At 58.2% G+C, this 24,422-nt stretch carries 27 protein-coding genes and 1 pseudogene; 9 read left to right on the top strand and 19 right to left on the bottom strand.

Features of this window, described 5'->3' with window-relative positions; translation table 11 throughout:
* Positions 1 to 3: 3 nt before the first annotated feature.
* Complete coding sequence (locus tag GKR99_15680) at positions 4 to 663, bottom strand: malonic semialdehyde reductase (protein NKB28905.1); 660 nt, start codon at positions 661 to 663, stop codon at positions 4 to 6.
* Positions 664 to 833: 170 nt separating this feature from the next.
* Here GKR99_15680 and GKR99_15675 point away from each other — a divergent pair, with 170 nt between their 5' ends.
* On the top strand, positions 834 to 1,220 hold the full coding sequence (locus GKR99_15675; GenBank protein NKB28904.1) for a hypothetical protein: 387 nt from the start codon (positions 834 to 836) through the stop codon (positions 1,218 to 1,220).
* A gap of 12 nt (positions 1,221 to 1,232) precedes the next feature.
* Complete coding sequence (locus GKR99_15670; GenBank protein NKB28903.1) at positions 1,233 to 2,510, top strand: decarboxylase; 1,278 nt, start codon at positions 1,233 to 1,235, stop codon at positions 2,508 to 2,510.
* A 196-nt stretch (positions 2,511 to 2,706) separates the two neighbouring features.
* Here GKR99_15670 and GKR99_15665 read toward each other — a convergent pair whose 3' ends face one another.
* From GKR99_15665 to rplK, 7 genes are all read right to left on the bottom strand, one after another.
* A complete protein-coding gene (locus tag GKR99_15665; GenBank protein ID NKB28902.1) occupies positions 2,707 to 3,519 on the bottom strand; it encodes a substrate-binding domain-containing protein in 813 nt (270 codons plus the stop codon).
* A gap of 135 nt (positions 3,520 to 3,654) precedes the next feature.
* Positions 3,655 to 5,040: an IS1182 family transposase gene (locus GKR99_15660; protein ID NKB28901.1), complete on the bottom strand. Its 1,386-nt coding sequence runs from the start codon at positions 5,038 to 5,040 to the stop codon at positions 3,655 to 3,657.
* Positions 5,041 to 5,137: 97 nt separating this feature from the next.
* The gene (locus tag GKR99_15655) at positions 5,138 to 5,710 is read right to left on the bottom strand and encodes a peroxidase-related enzyme (GenBank protein ID NKB28900.1); all 573 of its coding nucleotides are present in this window, start codon (positions 5,708 to 5,710) and stop codon (positions 5,138 to 5,140) included.
* 214 nt (positions 5,711 to 5,924) lie between these two features.
* Positions 5,925 to 6,281, bottom strand: a complete 357-nt coding sequence (locus GKR99_15650; protein NKB28899.1) for a hypothetical protein — start codon at positions 6,279 to 6,281, stop codon at positions 5,925 to 5,927.
* 18 nt (positions 6,282 to 6,299) lie between these two features.
* The gene (locus GKR99_15645; GenBank protein NKB28898.1) at positions 6,300 to 6,806 is read right to left on the bottom strand and encodes a hypothetical protein; all 507 of its coding nucleotides are present in this window, start codon (positions 6,804 to 6,806) and stop codon (positions 6,300 to 6,302) included.
* A 178-nt stretch (positions 6,807 to 6,984) separates the two neighbouring features.
* Complete coding sequence (gene rplA / locus GKR99_15640; protein NKB28897.1) at positions 6,985 to 7,686, bottom strand: 50S ribosomal protein L1; 702 nt, start codon at positions 7,684 to 7,686, stop codon at positions 6,985 to 6,987.
* Between the two features lie 3 nt (positions 7,687 to 7,689).
* Positions 7,690 to 8,118: a 50S ribosomal protein L11 gene (gene rplK / locus GKR99_15635; GenBank protein ID NKB28896.1), complete on the bottom strand. Its 429-nt coding sequence runs from the start codon at positions 8,116 to 8,118 to the stop codon at positions 7,690 to 7,692.
* A gap of 289 nt (positions 8,119 to 8,407) precedes the next feature.
* Between rplK and GKR99_15630 the strand changes: the two genes are divergently transcribed.
* The 4 genes and pseudogenes from GKR99_15630 to GKR99_15615 all read left to right on the top strand — a co-directional run bounded on the left by GKR99_15630 (position 8,408) and on the right by GKR99_15615 (position 10,528).
* Complete coding sequence (locus tag GKR99_15630; protein ID NKB28895.1) at positions 8,408 to 8,881, top strand: hypothetical protein; 474 nt, start codon at positions 8,408 to 8,410, stop codon at positions 8,879 to 8,881.
* 207 nt (positions 8,882 to 9,088) lie between these two features.
* Positions 9,089 to 9,343 (top strand): annotated as a pseudogene (locus GKR99_15625) (IS5/IS1182 family transposase).
* Between the two features lie 55 nt (positions 9,344 to 9,398).
* Positions 9,399 to 9,686 carry a transposase gene (locus GKR99_15620; protein NKB28894.1) on the top strand — a complete coding sequence of 96 codons (288 nt, stop codon included), beginning with the start codon at positions 9,399 to 9,401 and terminating at the stop codon, positions 9,684 to 9,686.
* On the top strand, positions 9,632 to 10,528 hold the full coding sequence (locus GKR99_15615; protein ID NKB28893.1) for an IS3 family transposase: 897 nt from the start codon (positions 9,632 to 9,634) through the stop codon (positions 10,526 to 10,528). The genes GKR99_15620 and GKR99_15615 overlap by 55 nt, the downstream gene beginning before the upstream one ends.
* On the opposite strand, the gene GKR99_15610 is transcribed toward GKR99_15615, so the two are convergent.
* A complete protein-coding gene (locus GKR99_15610) occupies positions 10,525 to 12,315 on the bottom strand; it encodes an STAS domain-containing protein (protein NKB28892.1) in 1,791 nt (596 codons plus the stop codon). The genes GKR99_15615 and GKR99_15610 overlap by 4 nt on opposite strands.
* Positions 12,316 to 12,617: 302 nt before the next feature.
* Here GKR99_15610 and GKR99_15605 point away from each other — a divergent pair, with 302 nt between their 5' ends.
* Positions 12,618 to 13,457 (top strand): hypothetical protein, encoded by an 840-nt coding sequence (locus GKR99_15605; GenBank protein ID NKB28891.1) that lies wholly within the window; start codon positions 12,618 to 12,620, stop codon positions 13,455 to 13,457.
* 72 nt (positions 13,458 to 13,529) lie between these two features.
* On the opposite strand, the gene GKR99_15600 is transcribed toward GKR99_15605, so the two are convergent.
* The 10 genes from GKR99_15600 to GKR99_15555 all read right to left on the bottom strand — a co-directional run bounded on the left by GKR99_15600 (position 13,530) and on the right by GKR99_15555 (position 22,755).
* Positions 13,530 to 13,967: a molybdenum cofactor biosynthesis protein MoaE gene (locus tag GKR99_15600; protein ID NKB28890.1), complete on the bottom strand. Its 438-nt coding sequence runs from the start codon at positions 13,965 to 13,967 to the stop codon at positions 13,530 to 13,532.
* A 1-nt stretch (position 13,968) separates the two neighbouring features.
* A complete protein-coding gene (gene moaD / locus GKR99_15595) occupies positions 13,969 to 14,217 on the bottom strand; it encodes a molybdopterin converting factor subunit 1 (protein ID NKB28889.1) in 249 nt (82 codons plus the stop codon).
* On the bottom strand, positions 14,217 to 14,906 hold the full coding sequence (gene pgsA / locus GKR99_15590; protein ID NKB28888.1) for a CDP-diacylglycerol--glycerol-3-phosphate 3-phosphatidyltransferase: 690 nt from the start codon (positions 14,904 to 14,906) through the stop codon (positions 14,217 to 14,219). The genes moaD and pgsA overlap by 1 nt, the downstream gene beginning before the upstream one ends.
* 18 nt (positions 14,907 to 14,924) lie before the next feature.
* The gene (gene uvrC, locus GKR99_15585; GenBank protein NKB28887.1) at positions 14,925 to 16,799 is read right to left on the bottom strand and encodes an excinuclease ABC subunit UvrC; all 1,875 of its coding nucleotides are present in this window, start codon (positions 16,797 to 16,799) and stop codon (positions 14,925 to 14,927) included.
* Between the two features lie 295 nt (positions 16,800 to 17,094).
* Positions 17,095 to 17,874, bottom strand: a complete 780-nt coding sequence (locus GKR99_15580; protein ID NKB28886.1) for an SDR family oxidoreductase — start codon at positions 17,872 to 17,874, stop codon at positions 17,095 to 17,097.
* A complete protein-coding gene (locus GKR99_15575; protein NKB28885.1) occupies positions 17,871 to 18,806 on the bottom strand; it encodes a calcium/sodium antiporter in 936 nt (311 codons plus the stop codon). Before GKR99_15575 ends, GKR99_15580 begins: the two co-directional genes overlap by 4 nt.
* Positions 18,807 to 18,978: 172 nt before the next feature.
* Entirely contained in the window at positions 18,979 to 19,779 is an 801-nt protein-coding gene (locus GKR99_15570) for a S49 family peptidase (GenBank protein ID NKB28884.1), read from the bottom strand.
* A gap of 48 nt (positions 19,780 to 19,827) precedes the next feature.
* Positions 19,828 to 20,589: an ABC transporter permease gene (locus tag GKR99_15565; GenBank protein ID NKB28883.1), complete on the bottom strand. Its 762-nt coding sequence runs from the start codon at positions 20,587 to 20,589 to the stop codon at positions 19,828 to 19,830.
* Positions 20,586 to 21,515: an ATP-binding cassette domain-containing protein gene (locus GKR99_15560; GenBank protein NKB28882.1), complete on the bottom strand. Its 930-nt coding sequence runs from the start codon at positions 21,513 to 21,515 to the stop codon at positions 20,586 to 20,588. The genes GKR99_15565 and GKR99_15560 overlap by 4 nt, the downstream gene beginning before the upstream one ends.
* 115 nt (positions 21,516 to 21,630) lie before the next feature.
* Positions 21,631 to 22,755 (bottom strand): cycloisomerase, encoded by a 1,125-nt coding sequence (locus GKR99_15555; protein ID NKB28881.1) that lies wholly within the window; start codon positions 22,753 to 22,755, stop codon positions 21,631 to 21,633.
* 184 nt (positions 22,756 to 22,939) lie between these two features.
* Here GKR99_15555 and GKR99_15550 point away from each other — a divergent pair, with 184 nt between their 5' ends.
* Positions 22,940 to 23,272 carry a hypothetical protein gene (locus tag GKR99_15550; protein ID NKB28880.1) on the top strand — a complete coding sequence of 111 codons (333 nt, stop codon included), beginning with the start codon at positions 22,940 to 22,942 and terminating at the stop codon, positions 23,270 to 23,272.
* Positions 23,273 to 23,377: 105 nt separating this feature from the next.
* Positions 23,378 to 24,418: an NAD-dependent epimerase/dehydratase family protein gene (locus GKR99_15545; GenBank protein ID NKB28879.1), complete on the top strand. Its 1,041-nt coding sequence runs from the start codon at positions 23,378 to 23,380 to the stop codon at positions 24,416 to 24,418.
* The last annotated feature ends 4 nt before the right edge of the window (positions 24,419 to 24,422 follow it).

Here is a 24,422-nt window from a genome sequence, read left to right as displayed (position 1 = left end):
TCCTCATACAAATTTGCAGGCGTCTTCGAACGCGAGGCGGGGCAAGCGCTGGAACAGGGCGGATTCGTCTGCGTAGCCCATATTTATCAGAAAATTGGACCTCATGCTGGTCCCGGCGAAAAATTCCGCATCGACGATGGCATTGTCGAAGCCTGACATAGCGCCGATGTCCAACCCCAGCGCGCGCGCCGCCACCATGAAATAACCGCCTTGCAGGGTAGAGTTGCGAAAAGCGGTTTCCTGCGTGAACTCTGGCTTGTCACGAAAAAAATGCGTCCGATCTTCGTGCGGGAACAGGACCGGCAGATGGGTCCAGAACTCCAGATCATAGGCGAGGATGATTGTGATCGGTGCCGCCTGCATCTTGGGAACGTTCAGCGGTTTCAATGACTTCGCCAGCTTGTCTTTCCCGGCCTGGCTGGTCACGAAGATGAATCGCGCCGGGCAACTGTTCATGCTGGTCGGACCACGCGCCGCAATCTGATACGCCTGTTCGATAATCCCGGCGGGCACCGGGCGATCCGTCCATTTATAGTGATTGCGTGCGTCCCGCAGGATCAGGTCGATCGCATCGTCATCCAGGCGTTCAATCCGCCCGCGCAAATCACGAACCGCTTGTTGCGCCAGCGCGCGCGCATCCTGAGCGTCGACTGCCGGGTGCAGCGTCAATCTGATGCTCCGCACGTCGTCAGCAGCCCACAGGTGATGCCGGTCAATTCGTGAATGGCTGATGTGGGGCGTGTTCTCCGCATTCTGAATTTTTGACGATGTTTTCTTGCGTTGTCAATTAATATCGATATTTTATGGTCAGATCAGCTCTTGTGGAGAATCCGATGGTTCAGTGGAATGACTATAAGGCAATCGCAAAGGAACGCGGCGCCCTGGCGTTGGAACTGTATGTTGTTGAAACGAAACCGCAAAAAGAGGCCGATGAGGTCAAGAAAAACCTTCCCGCACATCTTGATTACCAAGGCGATCTTGAGCGGCGCGGCGTGCTGGTTCTTGCGGGTCCCACATCAGATTCTTCCGGCGAAGAGATGCAGGGCGCGGGTCTGATCATTTACCGCGCCGGATCGATGAGCGAAGCGAAGGCGTTGGCCGATGCCGATCCAATGCACCAGAGTGGTGCGCGAAGTTACTCTTTGCGAAAGTGGCTGGTGAACGAGGGCAATATTTCCTTGAATGTCGGGCTTTCCACAGGAAAAGCGTCACTTCATTGAGGAAACAGGGCGATGTTGAAAACCAGTGCGCTCGGCGATCTCTTGACAACGCTCATAGACCGACCTGTCTTTGGCCGGCGTGTGAAAGACGGGCGCGACATCCGCGACATCTGCCGCGCGCTGCTGTCCGAGGGGGCAGAATCGACCGTGCGCCAACTGGCCACCACCATACTTGGTCGCTACATCGAATTGGACAGCACTGAAAAATACGCGTTCTTCGAATTTTTGAATGAAGAACTGGACCTGGACCCGAGCAAAATCGCGGAATGCGCGCGCCTGTACGGCGATGATCCGTCATTGGAATACTTTCGGGCCCTGTCTGACGCGTCAGAGCCGCAAAGGCAGACACTGTTTCGCAAATTGAACGAGGCACCCGGTGCCACCGCCGGGATTGTGCGGCTGCGGCAGGATCTTCTGGAGCTGATGAAGGAACGGCCACAGCTTGCCCGAACCGATCATGATCTGGTGTCCCTGCTGCGCAGCTGGTTCAATCGCGGCTTTCTGGTGATGCGGCAGATCAATTGGGACAGCCCGGCATCGATACTGGAAAAAATTATCGCTTACGAAGCCGTGCATGAGATCGGCACCTGGGACGATTTACGCCGAAGGCTTCAGCCGACCGACCGGCGGTGCTTTGGCTTTTTTCACCCCTCGATGCCGGATGAACCGCTGATATTCGTCGAAGTTGCGCTGAACCACGGGATTCCAAAATCAATCGAATCCGTCCTGGCAGATACACGCAAAGAGATCGGCGCCGAAGACGCCAATACAGCGGTATTTTATTCCATTTCCAACTGCCAGAAAGGGTTGGCTGGTGTTTCGTTTGGCAATTCACTGATCAAACAGGTCGCGCGTGATCTTTCACATGACTTCCCCAATATCAAAACCTTCGTGACGCTGTCGCCAATTCCCGGGCTGATGTGTTGGTTGCAGAAATTGGGCCTGCCAAAGGACGAAGGCGATCCGCGCCATATTGAACGGCTGGCGGCGCGTTACCTGCTGACCGCGAAGGCAGCGGATGGGCTTCCGCTGGATCCCGTCGCCAGATTTCACCTTGCCAATGGCGCCCTTGTGCATGCCATTCACACAGACGCCAACAGATCGGAAATTGGCAAGGCACAATCCGCGGGCGCGATGGTGAATTATCGCTATGATCTTTCGAGAATTGCCAAATACTCGGCGCAATTCTCCAAGCGCAAACAGATCGCTGCCGCGCCGGCTGTCAAAAACCTGGCAAAACAGGCCGCGACGGAATCGCGGCGTCAGGATGCTGGTAAGTTATTGGAATAGAACGTATTTAGGCGATGCGATAGTCAATTAGGAATGGGCTGTTCAATCGGGCAGAATTTGGGCGATGCCAATACGCCCGTCCGCCGCAACTGGTTTCAATTGTAAAATAGCGGAGCAAAATCGGGTGCTGTATTCGCACGACGGTGATGCGAAATACACAGCTTACTCATGGGCAGGTTTCAGGCGTTTGGCTGTGTCACCTTGTGCTATCGCGAACCACAAGCTGAAATCCGATGTCATCTTGAATTCGGGCCCTGCTCGGGTCTTTCAGATGTTCCAGCACCACCTCGGCAGAGCGTTCGCCAATTCTTCTGCCCAGAATTCGAATGGTGGTCAGGCCGGGGTGGACCAATCCGGCGATATTGGCATCACCGATACCGGCAATGCTGATCTGACTGGGGATTTTCCAGCCGCGGTGTTGCAACTCCTTTATGGCGCCGACGCCGATAACCTCGCTCGAGCAGATGATGGCGTCCAATTCCTTTTGCGAGGCAACGAAATCTGCCGCGATCACACCGCATTCATCGATATTCAGGGGATCGTCCACGTTGCGGCGAAGGGGCGCAGACCGGCCGGCGTTTTCAAAGGCAGCATAGATGCCGGCGCTACGCTTTGCGGCGCGGCTTTCATGTGCTTCGTGGCTGAGCGTCGGGGCAACATAGCCGATATTGGAAAATCCGCATTCCAGCATATAGCGCGCAATCTCATACCCAGCCTGAAAATTGTCGAAGCCGACGCCATTGTCTATCTGGTTGTCGGACAGGTCCCACATTTCGACAATGGGAATGTCCGCATTTTCAAGGAGTTTCCTAGTTTTGTCGGAATGAGACGTGCCCGTTAAGATGACACCGTCCGGCCGACGCCCCAGGAACGCGCGGGTCAGTTTTTCTTCTTTCTTCAGATCGTAGGACGTACAGCCCAAAAGCAACTGATATCCAGCCCTTTCAAGTACGTCTGAAATTCCCTGGATCGTGTCGCTGAAGATCGAATTCTCAATTGTCGGGACCATTGCAACGATGATCCCGCTTCGCTTGCGTCTGAGTGTGTTTGCAGCAAGGTTCGGAACATAGCCGATTCTGTGGAAAAACAACGTGTTGCGGGCGCAGAAAGTAGCGATTTGAACATAGCGCGAGCGCCTTTCTGATCAGGCTTTGCGCGTTTGCTGCGGTGCAGGAAAGATCTTTGCCAGTTTGCGAAGGTTTTGGGCAGTGGCGGCGAGCAGGAATTCGTCATTTGCGCCGCATGGTCCACGTAATCGGAGCCGTCCCAGGCCGAGAATGCGCTTGAGGTGGGCAAAGAGCATTTCGACCTTCTTCCGGAGCTTCACCGAGATCTTGTATTGCGGCGTTTTGGCGATTGCGCGGGCGATGTCGCGAGCGTCCTCATGTTCCTCACGGGTGATCTTACGGGCGTCGGCATTCGGGCAGCACTTCGGCTTGGAAGGACAGGATTGGCAGGTGTGCTTCAGCGCTTGGTACTTGGCCACGCCCTTGCCGGTTGGGCCGCGATTGGGGTCGGAGTAGTTTCGGCGGAACTGCTTCAGAGCCTCGCCTTCCGGGCAGATGTATTGATTGTTCTCGGCATCCCATTCGAAGTCAGCTCGGGACCAGGTGCCATCGGTGCGCCCGGCTTTGTCGAAGACCGGGATGTGCGGTGCGATCTTTTCACCCACCAGCCATCCGAGCATGGGTCCCGATCCGTAGGCGGTGTCGGCGATCAGCCGTTCGGGATGAAGATCGAAGCGCTCTTTGGCCCGCTTCAGCATCGTCTTGGTTGACCCCACCTCGGCTTGACGGATCGACCGTGTCGCTTCCACGTCGACGATGACACCATGATCGGTATCGATGAGATAGTTGTCGGAGTAGGCAAAAAATGCGGGACCCTTACGCGCCGCCGTCCACTGGCTGGCTGGGTCGGAATAGGACGTGAACTTTGGCTCGACCGGTGTCGCTGCTCCGAATGCGGCCTCATCCAGAGTGTCGAGATACTCGCGGACCGCGCGGGGTGCAGCGTCTGCATCGATCCGCGCAATGTCCCATTCTTCCTTTGGCGCAGAGTACTGCTTGTTGGCATCCGCCTCGATCAAGCTGGCATCGACGGCCAGGCGCTGACCGCTGACGAGACCTTCGGCGATGCATCGCGCGACCGTGGTCTCGAAGAGATGGCGCAGCAGCTCACTCTCGCGGAACCGACCATGCCGGTTCTTTGAAAAGGTCGAGTGATCCGGCACCCGATCGGCCAGGTCGAGCCGACAAAACCACCTGTACGCGAGGTTCAAGTGTACCTCTTCACAGAGCCGCCGCTCGGACCGGATGCCGAAGCAGTAACCGACGATCAGCATCCGGATCAGCAGTTCAGGATCGATCGAAGGACGACCGGTGTGGCTGTAGAAATCGGCAAGATGGGCGCGGATGCTGCTCAGATCGACGAAACGATCAATCGATCGCAGCAGGTGATCTTGCGGGACATGGTCTTCCAGCGAGAACTCATAGAACAGCGCCGCCTGTGCTTCCTGCCTCGGTCCCATCATGGCTGATCCTCCCGCTTGTTGAGAGGATTGAATCAGCGCCATAGCCCTCGATCAAGCAGGAGTTTTTCAACAAAATTGGCCCATAGCGGATCGGGTGCTATTTTACGTCAAGACCATTGGATCTGCCAAAATCAGTATAGAACGAATTGCTGGTGAACTTTTCCACGGCCTGTTCATCAAGCGTTGCCGGGCCGCGGGCAACATTTGCAATACCGGTTCCCTCGATAAGGCGGTTCACCAAATTGAACACGCCACAAACCTGTATGGCATCGAACAAAGCGCGTTCGGACCATCCAGCATCATAGACAGCCTGTGCGTCCGCTTCTGTCATACGCGAAGGCGACAAAGTGAGCTTTGCAACATACGCAAGAACAGGCTTCATCCGGTGATCAACCTGTGCTGAATCTGGGTCGTCTATCAGCGCCTCAATCACGCTTGGCTCAATACCATATGCGTGGGCAAAGATAGTGTGTGCATCGTGACAATAAGAGCAGGCGTTCAATCCGGAAACATAGGCGGCAATTAATTCGCGTTCGGCGGCAGAAAGCTCACTCTCTCCGCGCATCACAAGACTCTCATATTGGCACCAGGGCGCGAGTTTTTCCCCAAACATCTGGAACAGACTACCGAGCGACGCATCCTCGGGAAGCGAAGGAAACAGCTTCTTCATTCGGTGGCCTCCGTGAACATTTGCTGCGCTGGCATAGGCATTGTCCTGAATGCCTCACGATCAGAAGGCTAACAGAAATTTCCTGTCAGACAATCGGCAGCAAAGCTTCAGACATCCGCCGCGCGGACCCACAAGGGGCAGCCGTGTCTCGATTAGAGTCGACGGATGACTTCACTTAAGTACGAGGTGACCGAAGCAGCGCCCGGCGCCGAGATCATCTGCGAACTGTGATTTTGCCCTTCATCATCGGATAGATCTGGCAATGATAGGAGAACTCTCCGCTGCCGTTATCACCTGTAAACGTGTGTGACTTGGAGCGCCCGGTCCTGATGATCTTTGTGTCAAATCGACCTTCTTCATCTCTTGTTGCAGTGTGAATAAAGCCGTCAAGGTTCTTCCATTCGACGGTGTCGCCAATCTTGGCGTCCAACATCGGCGGGTCAAATGTGAAGTCTTTAATGGTGACAATATGCGTCGTCGCAGACGTAGCAGCGCTTGCAAAGCGCGTCAGCGCAGCGGTGATAGGTGCAAGGGCCGCATTTTTCAGAATTGACCGGCGTGTAATCCGCATGATGCGATACCTTATCTGTTATTCCGTTGCGTAATTCCTGATTTTCTTTATGAGTTCGCGTCGCAGCGGATGCAATAATTCCTCGGCGCCCTCTGGCAGCGTCAGGTTCACATTGTAGTTCGGCAGCACATCGCACCAGGGTTCTGGCGGGTATCGAAGTTGCTGGGGATCACACCAGAAATCCCTCAAACCCTGATATTGCGGTTTGCAGTGATTCCAGCCAGCATAATTGTAGATACGAATGTCTTCATCGACCAAAGCCACAACGCCTGAGTCATGATCCAGCAACGAAGGTCGGTGATACCAATTCAATGGACGCGATAATGTCATTGATCTGCCCGTCCCTTGAATGCCCGCAATAACCTTGCATTGATGTTGGGCAATTCTCATGCAGACGTCTCGGTTCGTCCCAATTTCCTTGAGATAGTCGTTGTCGTAGCATTCGTTAAGCGCGCTTTCCTCTCCGAGAACGCATTCATAGTATTCGTAGCATTGAGAATTGGACAAATGGTCCGCTTTTGCCACGGACGTAATCAGTATTGAAGCGATGATGAATACACAGGCGGCGTCAAACGCGTGACGCAGCGTTGACGCCAAAGTCATAGATGTTCGAAAATCAATTTCACTCTCCAATATTGGCCAACAACAAAAAAAGCGCGCCCAACGGGCGCGCCTTTCTCATCTCAAACCGGGGCGATCCGCCTCAGTCATTGCCAGTGGCGCTCGCCACGTCAATCGTCACCCCCGGGCCCATGGTCGAGGTCAGGCTGACCTTCTTCATGTATGTCCCCTTGGAGCCACTCGGCTTGGCTTTGCTGACCGCGTCGACGAAGGCCTGAACATTCTCGTTCAGCGCTTTTTCATCGAACGAGGCTTTGCCGACGCCTGCATGCACAACGCCGTTCTTTTCGGCCTTGAACTGCACTTGGCCGCCTTTGGCTGCCTCGACCGCCTCTTTGACGTCCATCGTCACCGTGCCGACCCGTGGGTTCGGCATCAGATTGCGCGGGCCCAGAACTTTGCCCAGACGACCCACAATCGGCATCATGTCCGGCGTTGCGATGCAGCGGTCGAACTCTATCTTGCCGCCCTGGACGATTTCCATCAGGTCCTCGGCCCCGACGATATCCGCCCCGGCCTCTTTCGCCTCATCCGCTTTCGGACCACGGGCGAACACCGCCACGCGGACCGTCTTGCCGGTGCCGTTGGGCAGGTTGACCGAGCCACGGACCATCTGGTCGGCGTGGCGCGGGTCGACGCCCAGGTTCATTGCAATCTCGATCGTCTCATCGAATTTCGCGGTCGCATTGGCCTTCACGGCGGCGACGGCGTCTGCGACGCTCATGTCGCCCTTGCCAGCGATGGCTTCACGGGCGGCGCGGGTGCGTTTTCCTAGCTTTGCCATGATTTACCCTTTCACCTCGATGCCCATCGACCCGGCCGAGCCGATGATGATCTTCATCGCGCCTTCGATGCTGGTCGCGTTCAGGTCTTTCATCTTTGCCTCGGCAATCTCACGCACCTGCTTGGTGGTGACCGAACCGACAACCTCGCGGCTGGGGGTCTTGGCGCCGGACTTCAGCTTGGCCGCTTTTTTCAGGAAGTAGGACGCAGGCGGCGTCTTGATATCCATCGAGAACGATTTGTCCTGATAATAGGTGATCACGGTCGGGCATGGGGCGCCCGCTTCAAGTTCCTGCGTTTTGGCGTTGAATGCCTTGCAGAATTCCATGATGTTGATGCCGCGCTGACCCAATGCCGGCCCGACGGGCGGGGATGGGTTGGCTTGTCCGGCAGGCACCTGAAGCTTCATGGTGCCAGCGATTTTCTTGGCCATCTGGCCTCTCCTTCGTCTCAACTCCGAACGGGACGCGACCCGCCGGATGGGTTGATGTGGTCCGGTCCGGGACGCGCGCGCCCCCTCGCCTTCCACAGGGATGTCCCCATGCGGGAACCGGCGCAGGATAGCGGAGGTCGCGGCGCTTGGCAAGCGGGATGCTTGGAGGTCGGCATGGAGCGCATTCTTGACATAGCATCGGCGCCTTCCCCCGCACACCATACGTCGATGGCCACCAACATCTTTGCAATTGCAAAAGTTTCAACGGCCCTTAGGGTGAGAGGTATTCATGGAAAACAAAATGCAAACCTTTCGGATCACCCTACTTTTGGCGATACTCGCTGCACCAGTTAGTGCAGGAGAACAACGCATCGAAATCAACAATGTCTACCCTCTGAACCAAGAGAACTTTGGCCTTGGTGATCGCATTTTTCACCTGACGGACAACACTGGCGGCTTCGAAGTAATTGAGGGTCCCATGGATGATGGGCCCGCCAGATGTCTGGGTTCTGGATTTGGATTCGAAGACGGAACAAACTCGATCACTGGAATATGCGTGTTCGGTGACGGCGATGACACTTTCACCATGCGATGGAAGGCAGGTGAAAAAGGCGCGGCAAACACCTGGGAAATCATCACCGGGACGGGGCGCTACGAAGGAATGACTGGTAGCGGAATCGCGACAACCGACATCGCGTCAGCATACCGGGCGCTTCCCCTGAGGAAAACTCACATTGTCGGAACAGTTGAAATCCCTGACTAGGATCGCTGCGATCTGGCATTAGTACAGTTTCGACTGATCTTGAGAATTTTCGGATTTAAGTTGCTTTGGCTGCTCGGTCGCAATCGCTCCGGGATCACTTGATATAGCGGGCGAAAGCCCGCTTTGGCCTAATTTTGTTGAAAAACTCCTGCTTGATCGAGGGCTATGGCGCTGATTCAATCCTCTCAACAAGCGGGAGGATCAGCCATGATGGGACCGAGGCAGGAAGCACAGGCGGCGCTGTTCTATGAGTTCTCGCTGGAAGACCATGTCCCGCAAGATCACCTGCTGCGATCGATTGATCGTTTCGTCGATCTGAGCAGCATCCGCGCCCATCTTGCCGATTTCTACAGCCACACCGGTCGTCCTTCGATCGATCCTGAACTGCTGATCCGGATGCTGATCGTCGGTTACTGCTTCGGCATCCGGTCCGAGCGGCGGCTCTGTGAAGAGGTACACTTGTGTCCTTCCCCCCTAAAACTGGGCCACTACATTGGTCTTGAGAGGGGAATATGTAATGGCACGGAAACGGCATTCGGACGAAGATGTATTGAAGCTGCTGCGTGAGATTGAGCTGAAGCTGACGGGAGGAAGTGACGTTGCATCGGCGTGTCGTAGCGTCGGCATCAGCGATGCGACATATTACAACTGGCGGAAACGGTTTGGTGGTATGGGACGGTCGCAGTTGTCGGAGATGCGCAGCCTGGAAAAGGAGAATGGGCGTCTCAAGAAGATCGTCGCTGAGCTTGAATTGGACAAGCTGATCCTCAAAGAAAGCCTGAACTACTTAAAGCCCAGGGCCTGACGACTGGGGAGCTCCGTCAGGCCGTTATTCATACGCGCCAAAAGCTCGCGACCTCGGAGCGGAGGACCTGCCGGGTCGTCGGTCTGGCGCGAAGCTCTCTGCAATATCGACCCGCGCCAAAAGACGATGATGCTCTACGGCTCGCTTTGATCCGCCTGGCCAAGCAATATGGGCGCTACGGCTATCGTAAAGTTTCGGAACTCCTGCGCATCGAGGGCTGGCGGGTCAATCATAAGAAGGTTGAGCGTCTCTGGCAGGAAGAAGGACTGCAACTCCCGCAGCGGCACAGGAAGCGCAGACGGCTTTATCACAAGGACAGCTCGATCATTCGCCTCAGGCCGACGCATCCGAACCACATCTGGAGCATCGACTTCGTTCACGACAAGCTCAGCAATGGCCGGAGCTACAAGATGCTGACCGTTCTGGATGAGTACACCCGGCAGGCCCTGGCCGTGGAAGTTCGCAGCAGGATGGGCGCCGAAGATGTTCTGGAGGCGCTATATCCGCTGCTCCTCTGCCATGGCACGCCGGAGTATATCCGCTCCGACAACGGCCCAGAGTTCGTAGCCAAGGCGATGCAGGAGTGGTTGGTTCGCGTTGGTGTTCGACCAATTAGAATCTATCCGGGGTCCCCTTGGGAAAACGGATACAACGAGAGGTTCAACGGCACTCTCCGGCACGAGATCCTCAACGCTGAATGGTTCACAACAACGAAACAGGCACAGATCGTCATCAATCATTGGCTTAAGCAGTACAACCACACACGTCCGCACCAGGCTCTGAACATGCGACCACCAATGCCAGAAACTCTAATCAGAAATGGCCCAGAACTTGGGGGCTAGACATATCCCGGGCTTCTGCTGACCAGGGTCTTGTAAAATGAACTGCTGTATTTCTCATCTCCGGCGTCGGGGGCCGAGTCGAGCAACGATTGCTCTGCGGCCTGAAGCGCCTTGTCCAAGCTGTCATAGCTGATTGCCGAAACGGGGTTCTTGGCGCCATAGAATTTTTCGAGCTTTTCTTTGGAACTGCCGGACAGGCCGCTGATAAGCATCGATACACCGCGCAACTCGCAACCCCGGATGATCTGATCAAGGCTGTTGGCCGCCGAGGCGTCGATCCCCTGCACGCGCGAGAAGTCGAGGATCATTCTGTCCGGCAGGGACGCAGCCTCGGCCAGTTCGGCGTCAATGTCCTCACGCATGCGCGCCGCAGTCCCGAAGAAAAGATAGCCCGAGTATTCGATAATGCGGACCGAGTCCCCAACCCGGGCGAAAAAATCCAGCTCGGCAAGGTCACGTTCGATGGTCGAACGTCGGGTGTTCAATGTGGTTCTGAGATGGACAAAGTTTTGGGTGGAATAAGAAACCACAAACAGCACGATCGATAGAAACAATCCCAGTACGAGCGCTTCGAGAAATCCGAATGCGGCCGAGGTGGCCAGGATGAACAGAACGATCGAAAAATCGCTGGCCATAAGGCGCTTACGTTCAATCCAAAGCCAGGTCACCAGCAATTCAAGTCCAAGATACATGATCGTGGCGGCAAACAGACCACGGGGCAGCACCTCCAGCAGGCCGGCGCCAAACAGGGCCGTGGTCAGGCTGAAACCTGCGATCAACAGACCGGATGCAATGGTGCGAAGCCCCAGGCGATGACCCAGGATTGTCGTAGAGATTCCGGGGAATCCCAGCAATCCGCCCGTGGGCGCCATGACCGCATTTGCAAGGCCAAGCACCACGAAATCCCGGTCGCGTTTGATGGGCTGACCTATGGCAATTTCGATGCCCGAAAGGTTCAGCGCCGCACCCAGAAGCATCATCGCGATCACGGCCAGGATGGTTGGTATCTGACCGGCAATCAGGCTCCAGTCTGCCTGTGTGACCGTTGCTGCGTCAAACCCGGCAAGAAAACTTCCGGAACCAAACGGCCCAAGAAGCAGCCCGTTCAGAGATGCCGTTTCAAGGCTGATGCCCACTGCGCCGAGGACAACATAAAATCTGATGCAGGTCAGTGCGATGGCGACCGGAAGCGTATGCAGCGATCGCAGCCGCTTGGTCGCCCAAAGCACCACAGCGGCGACCGCCAGCCAGGGAAGCCACAGCCAAACGACGTCAGGTTTGGCCAGCCGCCCAAGGGTCCACAGATCAATCGGTTCCCCGACCAGCATGCTGCATGCGCCCAGCACCAGCACCAGCAGATATCCGGTCGCGGCCAGAAAGCCACCCATGACCGGATAGGGGATGAAACGCACAATGAAGGTCAGGCGCAACCTGCCCGACAGCATTGCAAAAATTCCACCGGCAAACGCGGTCACTGCAATCATCATCAATACAGTGGCAAAAAGCTGATCTGGCGGCGCCAGGGCGCCCTGTGCTGCAATATTGGCGGCGGCTCCGGCCAACAGAATGGCCGTCAGATCCTGCGGGTTCATCACGGTGACGCGCCAGGAAAACAGCAAAGTTCCTACGAACATCATGATCGAGGCACCAAGCAGCGTCGTCCCGATGCCGCGATCCAGAAATTGTTCCAGCGGGCCGGTATAGACGATTGAAACAAACGAGATCGTCATGATCACGACCATCGCGCCGACAATTGATGCGCCAAAGAGTTCGCTTACAAAGCGCATGTTGGTCCCGTATCGTCCGTAATCCCGCGTCAGATTGACAGATTCCGGCCAAGCGCGACAGAAATAAGTTAACGATTGCTGGCAGTGCCTCTGCCAAAGGTTTGCAACCCAATACCGGTGCCGGGATCATGACCGGGACCGGGATTCGAATTTTGCGTCGTCACGGGCAACCGTGTCGATGTAACGATTCAATATTCCAGCCCGCAACATATCCACGCCTGTTCCCGATGTTCCCTTGACTGCAAGGTTTGGACCCATATCCTTCCGGTTAACGAACAGACACGGGGTAAGGAGCGGACTTGATGGCATACTCAATACGCAGCATCTTCTTGTGTCTGGCCGTCATCTCGGCGGCCTGGGTAAGCCCCGCATTCGCACAATCCGTGGGCAAGGTGGTCAATGTGACCCCGGGCGCAAGCTTCCTGCGCAGCGGCAGCCGGGTCGCGATTGCGGCGGGCGTCGCGGTCGAGCGTGGCGACACCGTGGTCACAAACCGTACCGGACTGGTCAAGATCATTTTTGACGACAGCACCAAACTGGCGGTTGGTCCGCGATCAAAACTGGTGGTTTCGGATGTGTTGATCGGCGCATCAAACCGGGCCGAACGTTTCACGCTGCGCGCGGTCAGCGGTACCTATCGCTTTCTTTCGGGAAAAAGCCGCAAAGAGGTCTACGACATACAGACCCCCTCGGCGACGCTTGGCATCCGCGGAACCGAGTTTGATTTCACGATCGTCACAACCACGCTGACCGATCTGGTTTCATTTGGCGGCATCATTTTCATGTGTAACGAGCTGAGCTCCTGCGCCTTTGTCTCGGGCAGTTGTTCGGTCGGTCAGGCGCCCAGTTTCTCACCCGTTCGGGCACCGAATGACAGGGCAGAGCGTGACGCCATACTCCGCAGCGATATGCCGTTTGTCGTGGATCAATCACCGTTGTCACAGCCGTTCCAGCTCAACATCGCGTCCTGCGGTCAAATTGGTCCGATCCCGGCAGGGTACGTCCCGTTCCGCGAAGACCCCAAGGCCGGACCACAACCGCTGGGTGAAGATCGCAGGACGGACGAGTCGGATGACGAAGACGATGACGACTATGACGATGATTATTACGACGACGACTACGATTATTCCGAAACGGATTGATCCGGCAAACAGGACCCTGTTCCTGTAACATTGTTCAACCCGGCGCGCCCGCAGCAACCATTCGCGCCGGGTTCACCACCGGTTCAAATCATCCTCATCGCTGTCCTTGGCCGCGACCCAGGCCGCGCCTTCCGGGCCTATTTCCTTTTTCCAGAACGGCGCGCGGGATTTGAGGTAATCCATCAGGAAATCCGCAGCCTCGAAAGCCGCGCGACGATGCGGCGCGGCAGTGGCGACCATCATGATTGCTTCGCCCACCGCCAGCGTCCCATGGCGGTGGATTACCAGACACCCGCTCAGCGACCAGCGGCTGCGCGCCTCGGCAACCATTGCCTCGATCGCCGATTGCGTCATGGCCGGATAATGCTCGATCTCCAGCGCCGCCAGATCATTGTCACCGCGAACGATACCAGTGAACGAGACGACGGCCCCCGCGCCGGGAACCGTGCCTGAAAACGCTGTCAGCTCGGCCCCGGCATCAAACGGGTCGCTTTGCACCCGAACCGACATCTCAACCGCCGGTCATCGGGGGAAAGAAGGCCACTTCGCGCACGCCCTTCAGCGGCGCATCGAATTCCGCAAGTTCCTGATCCAGCGCAACGCGTATTGCTGTGGTGTCAGCGAAGGCCGCTTCGTACCGGGCTTCGCGTGCAATCAGTTCGGCGACAAGATCGGCAACGGTGGTGGCCCCGGTTTCGACCGTTTCACGCGGAATCCCGATCCGTTCACGCACCCAGGCGAAATAGACAACCTCAACCATCAATCTTCCTGCAAATAGGGCAGCGCCTTGCGGAAATAATCTGCACCCGACAGAAGCGTCAGTATCGCTGCCAGCCAGAGCAGCATTAGCCCGCCCCAGGCGAAGATCAGGTTCGCGTAGTACATCAGGCGGATGCCCAGCGTATCTTCAACCTCGCCCGCCAGAACGGCCTGCGCCATGTCAACGTCCATGCCCCAGGTCCACATGCCAAGGTAATGCGCCGCGATCCCCTGCGCCAGAAGCACCGAGATCGCGATCATCTGCATCGCGGTTTTCCATTTGGCGATCCGGGTGACCTTCAGCGTCCCGGCCGTGTCGCCAAGGAACTCTCGCAAGCCTGAAACGAAGACCTCGCGAAACACGATCAGCGTGGCGGGGATGATGATCAGCGCATCGAACCCGGCAATGCCGGGCACCGGGTCGATACCCGTCAGAACCGAAATGACCAGCAGCGCGATCACGACCATCGCCTTGTCTGCGATCGGGTCCAGCATTGTTCCAAGCTTTGTCACCTGCGCCCAGCGGCGCGCAAGATGCCCGTCGATCCAATCGGTCAGGGCGGCAAAGCCGAACAGCACCAGTGCAGCCATATCGGCCCAGGGGCGCGGCAGCCACAGGAACAGAAACACGATGCCGGGCGCGGCAATCAGGCGCAGAATTGTCAGTATATTCGGGATCGTCAGCCGCATGGCCCCACCCTTATCCCGTCAGCCCCGCGCATGGAAGAAGTCATAGATTGTTTCGGCAAGTGTCCCCGATACCCCCTCGACCGCTTTGAGATCCGCCAGCCCGGCGCGCGCCACCGCCTTGGCGGATCCGAAATGCGCCAGCAGGGCGCGTTTGCGGGTCGCGCCGACGCCGGGAACCTCATCCAGCGGGGTGGCACCGATGGCTTTGGCGCGTTTGGCGCGGTGGGTGCCGATGGCAAAGCGGTGCGCCTCATCCCGTAGTCGCTGCAGGAAATAGAGGACCGGATCACCGCGCCTGAGGGCGAATGGCCGTTTGCCGGTGCGGTGGAATTCTTCCTTGCCCGCATCGCGGTCCTCGCCCTTGGCAACACCGATCATCGCGATGTCGGTCACGCCCATTTCGGTCATGATCTGCTGTACGGCGCTGACCTGCCCGGCGCCGCCATCGATCAGCAGCAGGTCGGGCCAGGTGCCCGCCTTGCGATCCGGGTCTTCCTTTAGCAGGCGTTTGAAGCGGCGGGTCAGAACCTCTTTCATCATCCCGAAATCGTCGCCGGGGGTCAGGGTTTCGTCCTTGATGTTGAATTTGCGGTACTGGCCCTTCTCGAACCCCTCGGCCCCCGCCACAATCATCGCCCCGACCGCGTGACTGCCGGAAATGTGGGAGTTGTCGTAAACCTCGATCCGGCGCGGTGGATCGCCCAGATCGAAGGCCTCGGCCAGACCTTTCAGCAACCTGCCTTGGGTCGCGGTTTCGGACATCTTGCGCGCCAGGCTTTCGCGGGCATTCCTGAGTGCGCCCGCCACCAGCTCGGCCTTCTCGCCGCGTTGGGGGAGGAGCAATTCGACCTTGCGCCCGGCCTTTTCGGTCAGCGCCGCGGCCATCAGCTCCATGTCGTCGAAACCGTCTGACAGGATGATCTGTCGCGGCGGATCCTTGTTTTCGTAGAACTGACCGACGAAGCCTTCCATGATCTCGGCCTTGGAGGCCCCAGACCCGGTGCGCGGATAATAATCGCGGTTGCCCCAATTCTGGTTGGCGCGGATGAAGAACACCTGCACGCAGGCTTGCCCGCCGTCGGTGTGCAACCCGATCACGTCAGCCTCAGTCACGTTGGCCGGGTTGATCCCCTGCGCCTGCTGCACCTGTGTCAGCGCCTTGATCCGGTCACGCAGTGCGGCGGCGCGTTCGAATTCCAGATCGGCGCTGGCGGCCTCCATCTGCTTGGCCAGATCGCCCTGCACGCGGGTGGTGCGCCCTTGCAGAAACTGCTCGGCATCGCGGACCAGCGCGCCATAGGCGGCTTCGTCGATATGGCCGACACAGGGTGCGCTGCAGCGTTTGATTTGGTACAGCAGGCAAGGCCGGGTGCGCCCTTCGTAATCCGCATCAGAACAGGACCGCAGCAGGAACACCTTCTGCAGCTGGTTCAGTGTCCGGTTCACCGCCCCGGCGCTGGCGAAGGGACCGTAGTAATCGCCCTTCTGCTTCTTTGCGCCGCGATGCTTTTTGATCTGTGGAAAGGCGTGATCCTTGGCGACAACGATGTTCGGGAACGACTTGTCGTCGCGCAGCAGCACGTTGTAGCGCGGTTTCAGCTGCTTGATCAGGTTCTGTTCCAGCAACAGCGCCTCGGTTTCCGTGCGCGTCGTCAGGAACATCATGCTGGCGGTGTCGCGGATCATCCGCGCAATCCGGGGGCTGTGTCCGGTCGGGCGGGCATAGCTGCTGACCCGCGCCTTCAGGTTGCGCGCCTTGCCGACATAAAGCACCGCACCCTTGGTATCGAGCATCCGGTACACCCCGGGCGAACCATCAAGCGTGCGCAAATACCCCGCGATAAGCCGGTGGCCGGTAACCTTCTGGTCGCTGCTGTTTGCCTCGGTCGTCATGGCCTGCCTGATTCTGTCGCCTGCTGCATCTGATCACGAATAAGAGCAAGCAAAAACCTGTCCCCGCAACTTGGGGATAACTCTGCGGACAACTTCCCGCCATCCAGGAAATTTCGTTGTTTTCAGCCTGCTTCGACGATCTGCCCAAAAAATAGGCAGTATTGTAACGCTTTGATATAAAACGGTAAAATATAGAGCTGTCGGCAAGACCCTGAAATCCTTGCAGGTTTTATGCCAGAAAGGTGAAACTTCGCCGCCCGGTGTACAAATCGAACCGGACGGGTCTGAATCGGCCCTATTTCCGCGCCTCGATATCGGGGGTTTTCCAGGCCAGATGCTGGCCCCCATCGGTGCAGATCAGCTGCCCGGTGACCGATTTCGCGCCTATCAGATAATGCATCGCGCCTGTCACATCCTCAACATCCGAGCCCCTCTCAAGCACGGTTCCGGCCCGTTGAAGGGCAAAGTGGCTGTCACTTTCCCGCGATCCGATCAGGGTCGGGCCCGGGCCGATTGCGTTCACCCGGATGTCCGGGGCCAGCCCCTGTGCGGCGGTCTGGGTCAGTGTCCACAGTGCGGATTTTGCCAGCGTGTAGGTCATGAAGTGGGGTGTCAGTTTTCGAACCCGCTGGTCGATGATGTTGATGATTGCGGCCTGGGCGACCGGTTCATCCTGCGCATCAAGTACCGCTTTCGGGGCCTGTTCGGCAAAGTTCTGGCACAGAACGAACGGCGCGTGCAGGTTGATACCCATGTGTTTGGTCCAGCTGTCCAGATCAGCCGTCCGGATCGTGTCGTGATCGAAGGCCGCCGCATTGTTGATCAGCAAGCTTAGCGGCCCGCCCAGACCGTCCGTGGCGCGGTTGATCAGCGATTGAACCTGCGCTTCATCCGACAGGTCCGCCTTCATGGTGACGGCGTGCTGGCCCTGTTCGTCCACCTCAGCGGCGACGGCACGCGCCTGCGCCTCGGACGAGGCATAATGCACGGCCACGTCCCAGCCTGCCTTGGCCAGCGACAAGGTCATGGCACGACCCAGACGGGCCGAAGCCCCGGTGACCAATGCACGTTTCATACAACAACCAGTATCAGGTACGCGACATAGAGGCCAAGAAACAGCGTGCCCCAGCGCCGCGTCAGGTTGCGCCAGCCGAAGACGAACGGGGCCAGCGCAAGTGAGGCTGCCAGCATCACCCACAGATCAAAGCGCACGAAAGACGGGTCCACCGGGATCGGCCCGATCATTGCCGTCACGCCGATGATCGCAAGCAGGTTGAACAGGTTCGATCCGATCACATTGCCCAGCGCGACATCCGCCTGTCGGCGCAGGGCCGCAACCACGGTGGTCGCTAGTTCGGGCAACGAGGTGCCGATGGCGATCAGGGTCAGGCCGATGATGCGGTCGGTGACGCCGAAAGCTTCTGCCAGTGTGACCGCACCTTCGACCAGCAAATGCGCACCCAGTGGCAGACCGATCAACCCGAGGATCAGGAACAGCCAGATTTTTGGCCAGGGCATATGCGTGTCACCCAGTTCGATATCATCGGGCGCAGCGTCGGCATGGGCGCGGGCGGCGCGGAACTGCCCTGTCAGAATTACGGCCAGAACCGCCAACAGGACCAGCCCGGCCACCCAGGTGATCGGCCCGAAGAAACAGACCGCGATGAACAACACCGATACCGCCAGCATGATCAGATAGCTGTGGCGCGTTTCCGGATCGCCGGTGGCCAGCCGCGACACCAGCGCTGGAACACCCAGCACCAGCAGAACGTTGGCAATGTTCGAACCAACAACATTGCCCAGGGCCAGCCCTCCTGCCCCTTGAAGGACCGAATCGACCGAAATCAGAAGCTCAGGCGCCGAGGTTCCGAATGCCACAATCGTCAGGCTGACAATCAGCGCCGGAACGCCCAGCCGCAGCGCCAGGTTGACCGCACCGCGCACCAGAAGATCTCCGCCGATCAGCAAGATCACCAATCCGGCGACGACAGACAGAATAGCCAACATCCTAGCTGGATTTCCTGCAAGAACAGGGGCCCTTGCCGATGCGATAGCGCCCGCAGCGGCTGCATTTCATCGACTGAAGCCGCTTTTGGCCCGGATAGCGCAGCCTGCCGAACATGGCCAGAACGACCATGCCGACAAGAAACAGGGTGACGATCTTGACGATGCTCATCGGTTAGAGGCCGAAACGCGCATAGGCGGCACGATCTTCAATCGACGCGCTGACATCACCCACAACCTGCGCCGTCAGACGCCCCAACAAAGGGCGGCGGCGTTGGTAGGTTGCAAATCGGACATCGTCGCCAAAGCGGGACTTCATCACCGGCACCAGATGGCCGATACCGTCGATCAGGCCAACCTCGCGCGCCGCATCGCCGACCCAGATCTCGCCGGTGAAAAGCTCGGGATCGTCGGCCAGCCGGGTACCGCGCCGGGTCTTCACCTGCGCAATAAATCCCTGATGGATCTGTTCCTGCAGCGCCTTCAGCCGCTTCACGTCTGCCGGTTTCTCGGCACGGAACGGATCCAGCATGGTCTTGGACTTGCCCGCCGTGTGCACGCGCCGCTCGATACCATGGCGCGACAGAAACTCGGGGAAGCCGAACCCGGCCGACACGACGCCGATTGACCCGAGGATCGAGTTGCTGTCGGCAAATATCTCATCCGCAGCCGTGGCCAGCCAATAGCCGCCCGAGGCGGCGACGTCTTCGACGAAGGCCACCACCGGCACGCCTTTTTCGGCCGCCAACCGCCGGATACGTGCCGCAATCAGAGACGATTGCGCCGGAGAGCCGCCGGGCGAGTTGATGACCAGCGCCACGGCCTTTGGCTTGCCGCGTTTGAAGGCCCGTTCAATCATGGCCGACGTGCCTGCATCATTCAGCGCGTTCGGCGCGCCACTGGCTGCGATCGTGCCTTGCAGCCGGATCACAGCGACAAGGGGCGGTTTTTTGGTGAAAGGTATCAGGTGTTTCATGGATGCTGACATAGGGCCCAGCCGGTCATGGAACAAGGTGAAAGCCTTCTACGACCGAATGCGCCAGCCGGTGCGGAAGATCCAGGCGATCACCGTCAGGCACAAGGCAAAGAAACCCAGGATTGCCAGCAGGCTGATCCAGATTGCCACATCGGCTTGCCCGAAGAAGCTCCAACGGAACCCCGAGATCAGGTAAACCACCGGGTTGAACAGGGTCACGTTCTGCCAGAATGGCGGCAACATGGTGATCGAATAGAACGAACCGCCCAGGAAGACCAAAGGCGTGATTACCAGCATCGGGATAAGGTTCAACTGCTCGAAGGACTTCGCCCAGATGCCAACGATAAAGCCGAACAGGCTGAAGGTCAGACAGGTCAGCACCAGAAACGTCAGCATCCAGACCGGATGCAGAATCTCGATCGGAACAAACAGGAACGAGGTTCCCAGGATGATCAGCCCGATAATCAGGCTTTTGGTGGCCGCTGCCCCGACATAGCCGATGCAGATCTCTACGAAAGACACTGGGGCCGACAACAATTCATAAATCGTGCCGATGAACTTGGGAAAATAGATGCCAAGGCTGGCGTTGGTCATGCTGAGGGTCAGGACCGACAGCATAATCAGACCGGGCACTATGAAGGCGCCATAGGATATCCCCTCAACCTCCTGAATGCGGCTGCCGATGGCGGCGCCGAAGACCACGAAATAGAGCGAGGTCGAGATCACAGGCGACACCATGCTTTGCCAGATGGTGCGGAAAAAACGGGCCATTTCGAAGCGGTAGATGGCGATGATGGCATAAAGGTTCATGGGCTTTCCTCGCGCACAAGATCGACGAATATTTCTTCAAGGCTCGACTGTTTGGTCTGCACGTCGCGCAAGGCGATCCCGGCGGATTGCAGGTCGGCCAGCAGGCGGGTGATGCCGGTCCGTTCCCCCCGTGTGTCGTAGGAATAGGTCAGCGCGCTGCCATCATCGCTGCGGTCCAGCGCATATTCTGCGAGCGCATCGGGAATTGCGTCCAGCGGTGATTGCACCTCGATCCGCATTTCCTTCTTGCCCATCCGGTTCATCAGGGCGGCGGTGTCTTCGACCAGCAGGATCTCTCCCTTAGCGATGACGCCGATGCGGTCGGCCATTGCTTCGGCCTCTTCGATGTAATGGGTGGTCAGGATGATAGTGACACCGTCGGCTTGCAATTCGCGCACCGTGTTCCACATTTCTTTCCTAAGCTCGACATCGACACCGGCGGTGGGCTCGTCCAGGAACAGCACCCGCGGTTCATGTGCCAGCGCCTTGGCGATCAGCACCCGGCGCTTCATGCCGCCAGACAACTCCATAATCTTCGCGTCGCGCTTGTCCCACAGGGACAGCTGCCGCAGCACTTTTTCAAGATGTGCGGGATCCGGCGCCCGTCCAAACAGCCCGCGCGAAAACCGCACGGTGTTGATCACCTTCTCGAATGGTTCAAGGTTCACCTCTTGCGGGACAAGTCCGATCATCCGCCGCGCCGCGCGAAAATCGCTGCGCGTGTCATGCCCGCCGAACGAGATTGTCCCGCCCGTCGCATTCACGATCCCACAGATGATCGAGATCAGCGTCGTCTTGCCGGCCCCGTTGGGCCCCAGAAGCGCCAGGATTTCGCCCTGCGCAATATCAAGGCTGACGCCTTTCAACGCCTGATGACCGCCGTCATAGGTCTTGGTCACCTGTTCAATTTTCACGATGGGGGTCATGGGATGCTCCGTCTGGAAGCGCGGGTTTAACGACAGATCGGGGCGGGGTGAAGGGGGGCTGTGTTGAACAGTGCCGTCTGCTGACAGGTGGTCGGCGCGGCATCAGCGCACCGCTTCAGGTCAGATGATCCGTCCGATACGCCGCCAGTTTGTCGCGATCCACCACCACCCCCAGCCCGGGGCCGGTCGGCACCTGCACCTGCCCCTTGTGAACCGGAAACGGATCAGCCAGCAGATCGTCAGCGGCATAATACGTCGGCATATAAAATTCGCAGCCCAGTTTCAGGTCAGGCACGGCAGCCATCAGATGCGCGCCCGCGGCATGGGCGATCCCGGTTTCGAACATGCAGCCGCCATAAACCTCGATCCCGGCGGCACGGGCAATCGCCGCAACCTCCTGCGCGCGCCGGATGCCGCCCGATTTCATGATCTTGAGCGAGAATATGTCGGCAATCCGCATCGCCGCGCCTTCGACGGCCTGGACGGGGTTGAACACCGATTCATCTGCCATGATCGGCACGTCCACCGCCGCCGTGATCGCCGCCAGCGCGGCGCGTTCGTGCATCTTGACGGGCTGTTCGACGAACGTGGGGCGGAACGCCTCCAGATCGCGGATGCAACGGATCGCATCATAGGCTGGCAGGCCTTGATTGTAGTCGATTCTGAGGCTGAGTTTATCGCCGTAAATGTCGCGCAGCGCCTCAAGCCGCATCAGATCGAAGGCGTGATCGCTGAAGCCGGTTTTTAGTTTCAGAATGCGTACATCGTCCGCGACCAAAGCCTCGATATCCGCAAGATCGGCGTCGAAATCAGGGTTGGCGACGGAAAAACTCATGGGGATCGCGTCCCGGTGCCTGCCACCGACAAGTTCGGCAATCGGCAGGCCGCAGATTTGCCCGGTCAGGTCCAGCAAGGCGCATTCCAATGCGGCCTTGGCCTCAGGATGGCCGATCAGTACCCTGTCTGCCATCGCCATGTGACGCTCAACCAGGATCGGGTCGGCCCCGATCAGATGGGGGCGCAAATGGGTGTGCAGCGCGGCGGCGGCGCCTTCAAGCGTGCCGGTAAACACAGGCCACGGCGACGCTTCGCCCCAGCCCGTCAACCCGGTATCGGTCGTCAGCTCCAACACCGCGACGTTGATCCCGGACACATCGCCCGACCCGTGCGAATGCACGGCACGCGCCGGGATGTGGACGCAATGAACCACAAGATCGCTGATCACCTGCGTGCCGAACATGTGCGGGCCCTCGGGTCGATGTCAAGCAACCCTAGCTGGTTCCTGAGTGGTGACAATTGGCATTTTGCGAAACAACTACACCGCAAGTCGATTCAAATCCCACATAGATTGCCCTCCCGGCCGGGCGTTTTGTTAACCCGCTGCCCGCAAGGATCCGTCGACCGCAATAACCTGTGAGGCGACTATGAAATACCGCGCCATTCGTCACCCCTGTAATTACCTGTCGGAACTGAAGGTCGGAACAACGCGCGCGAAGGTCATGCTGCGCGATGTCACGCCCGCCGGTGCGCGTGTCGAATGTGGCCGGTCTGATCTGCAGACCGGGGAAACGATCACGCTGTGGATCATGGAAAAGCCGCTGATTGCCACCGTTCGCTGGACCCGGGGAGAGATGATCGGTGTAAAATTCACCCGCAGTCTCTATGAAAAGGAACTGTCAATTCTGCGCCATATGAAGGCATGGAACAAACCCGGACAGCCAGCCAAGCGGCAGGTCCACGCCTTTGCCGAGCTGTGACATCGGTTTGGATCGCGCCGGATTGCAATTGAAATGATGGTGTTCTTGGCGATCCGCGCAGGATAAGAACCGGGCAGATTTTCCGATCTGCGGACGCCTGTCTTGATGCGAAAGCCTCCATTTCCGCCCGGTACACGGGTTCTTGTCACCGGTACTGCCGGATTTATCGGATATCACCTTGCCCGGACCCTGCTGGACGATGGGTTTCGGGTGCACGGGTATGACGGGATGACGGATTACTATGACGTCGCCCTGAAACGGCGCCGCCATGCCATGTTGCTGCAATCCGAAGGGTTTTCGGCCACGGAAGCGATGCTGGAAGACGCCGACAGCCTGCGGAATATCGTGGCCGAGTTTGCCCCCGATGTGATCGTCCACCTCGCCGCGCAAGCCGGGGTTCGTTACAGCCTTGAAAACCCGCGCGCCTATGTCGATGCCAATCTGGTCGGCACTTTCAATGTGATGGAGGTCGCGCGGGAACTGAAAGTGGCGCACCTCCTCATGGCGTCAACCAGCAGTATTTACGGCGCGAATACCGAAATGCCCTACGGCGAAACGCATAAGGCCGACCTGCCGCTGACGCTGTATGCGGCGACCAAGAAAGCGGCCGAGGGGATGAGTCATTCTTATGCCCACCTGTGGAACATTCCGACCACGATGTTCCGGTTTTTCACCGTCTACGGCCCTTGGGGCCGGCCCGACATGGCCCTGTTCAAATTTGTCGACGCGATCAGCAAGGGCCAGCCGATCGACGTCTACAATCACGGCGAGATGTGGCGCGATTTCACTTATGTTGACGATCTAGCACGCGCGATCCGTCTGCTGATTGATGTCGTGCCAGTGCGCCTTGATGATGCCACGCAGATCGACCCGGGTGAAAGCCTCAGCCCGGTTGCGCCCTGGCGGGTCGTGAACATCGGCAATTCCGACAAGGTGCGCCTGTCCGACTTCATCGACGCGATCGAGGCCGAGCTTGGCTGCAAGGCCCAGCGAAACCTTATGGAGATGCAGATGGGCGATGTCCCGGCCACATGGGCCGATGCCAGTCTGTTGCAGCACCTTACCGGGTATCGCCCGAATACGGACATCGCCACAGGCATCGCCCAATTCGTTGCATGGTACCGCGACTGGTCTGCGCACAGCTGATCCG

It is taken from the genome of Paracoccaceae bacterium (assembly GCA_012103375.1).
Taxonomy (GTDB): domain Bacteria; phylum Pseudomonadota; class Alphaproteobacteria; order Rhodobacterales; family Rhodobacteraceae; genus WLWX01.
Note: the sequence above shows the minus strand (reverse complement) of the source record. Positions and strands in the feature narration are given on the sequence as shown.

Bases quoted from the DNA above. Each gene is read 5' to 3' on its own strand.
- GKR99_15610 (NKB28892.1), bottom strand. From the start codon at position 12,315: ATGCGCTTTGTAAGCGAACTCTTTGGCGCATCAATTGTCGGCGCGATG.
- GKR99_15675 (NKB28904.1), top strand. From the start codon at position 834: ATGGTTCAGTGGAATGACTATAAGGCAATCGCAAAGGAACGCGGCGCC.
- moaD (NKB28889.1), bottom strand. From the start codon at position 14,217: ATGGTTGAGGTTGTCTATTTCGCCTGGGTGCGTGAACGGATCGGGATT.
- uvrC (NKB28887.1), bottom strand. From the start codon at position 16,799: ATGACGACCGAGGCAAACAGCAGCGACCAGAAGGTTACCGGCCACCGG.
- GKR99_15655 (NKB28900.1), bottom strand. From the start codon at position 5,710: ATGAAGAAGCTGTTTCCTTCGCTTCCCGAGGATGCGTCGCTCGGTAGT.
- GKR99_15575 (NKB28885.1), bottom strand. From the start codon at position 18,806: ATGTTGGCTATTCTGTCTGTCGTCGCCGGATTGGTGATCTTGCTGATC.
- GKR99_15665 (NKB28902.1), bottom strand. From the start codon at position 3,519: ATGGTCCCGACAATTGAGAATTCGATCTTCAGCGACACGATCCAGGGA.
- GKR99_15550 (NKB28880.1), top strand. From the start codon at position 22,940: ATGAAATACCGCGCCATTCGTCACCCCTGTAATTACCTGTCGGAACTG.
- rplA (NKB28897.1), bottom strand. From the start codon at position 7,686: ATGGCAAAGCTAGGAAAACGCACCCGCGCCGCCCGTGAAGCCATCGCT.
- GKR99_15600 (NKB28890.1), bottom strand. From the start codon at position 13,967: ATGTCGGTTCGGGTGCAAAGCGACCCGTTTGATGCCGGGGCCGAGCTG.
- GKR99_15565 (NKB28883.1), bottom strand. From the start codon at position 20,589: ATGAACCTTTATGCCATCATCGCCATCTACCGCTTCGAAATGGCCCGT.
- GKR99_15555 (NKB28881.1), bottom strand. From the start codon at position 22,755: ATGTTCGGCACGCAGGTGATCAGCGATCTTGTGGTTCATTGCGTCCAC.
- GKR99_15630 (NKB28895.1), top strand. From the start codon at position 8,408: ATGGAAAACAAAATGCAAACCTTTCGGATCACCCTACTTTTGGCGATA.
- GKR99_15605 (NKB28891.1), top strand. From the start codon at position 12,618: ATGGCATACTCAATACGCAGCATCTTCTTGTGTCTGGCCGTCATCTCG.
- pgsA (NKB28888.1), bottom strand. From the start codon at position 14,906: ATGCGGCTGACGATCCCGAATATACTGACAATTCTGCGCCTGATTGCC.
- rplK (NKB28896.1), bottom strand. From the start codon at position 8,118: ATGGCCAAGAAAATCGCTGGCACCATGAAGCTTCAGGTGCCTGCCGGA.
- GKR99_15620 (NKB28894.1), top strand. From the start codon at position 9,399: ATGGCACGGAAACGGCATTCGGACGAAGATGTATTGAAGCTGCTGCGT.
- GKR99_15545 (NKB28879.1), top strand. From the start codon at position 23,378: ATGCGAAAGCCTCCATTTCCGCCCGGTACACGGGTTCTTGTCACCGGT.
- GKR99_15560 (NKB28882.1), bottom strand. From the start codon at position 21,515: ATGACCCCCATCGTGAAAATTGAACAGGTGACCAAGACCTATGACGGC.
- GKR99_15580 (NKB28886.1), bottom strand. From the start codon at position 17,874: ATGAAACGTGCATTGGTCACCGGGGCTTCGGCCCGTCTGGGTCGTGCC.
- GKR99_15660 (NKB28901.1), bottom strand. From the start codon at position 5,040: ATGATGGGACCGAGGCAGGAAGCACAGGCGGCGCTGTTCTATGAGTTC.
- GKR99_15670 (NKB28903.1), top strand. From the start codon at position 1,233: ATGTTGAAAACCAGTGCGCTCGGCGATCTCTTGACAACGCTCATAGAC.
- GKR99_15650 (NKB28899.1), bottom strand. From the start codon at position 6,281: ATGCGGATTACACGCCGGTCAATTCTGAAAAATGCGGCCCTTGCACCT.
- GKR99_15570 (NKB28884.1), bottom strand. From the start codon at position 19,779: ATGAAACACCTGATACCTTTCACCAAAAAACCGCCCCTTGTCGCTGTG.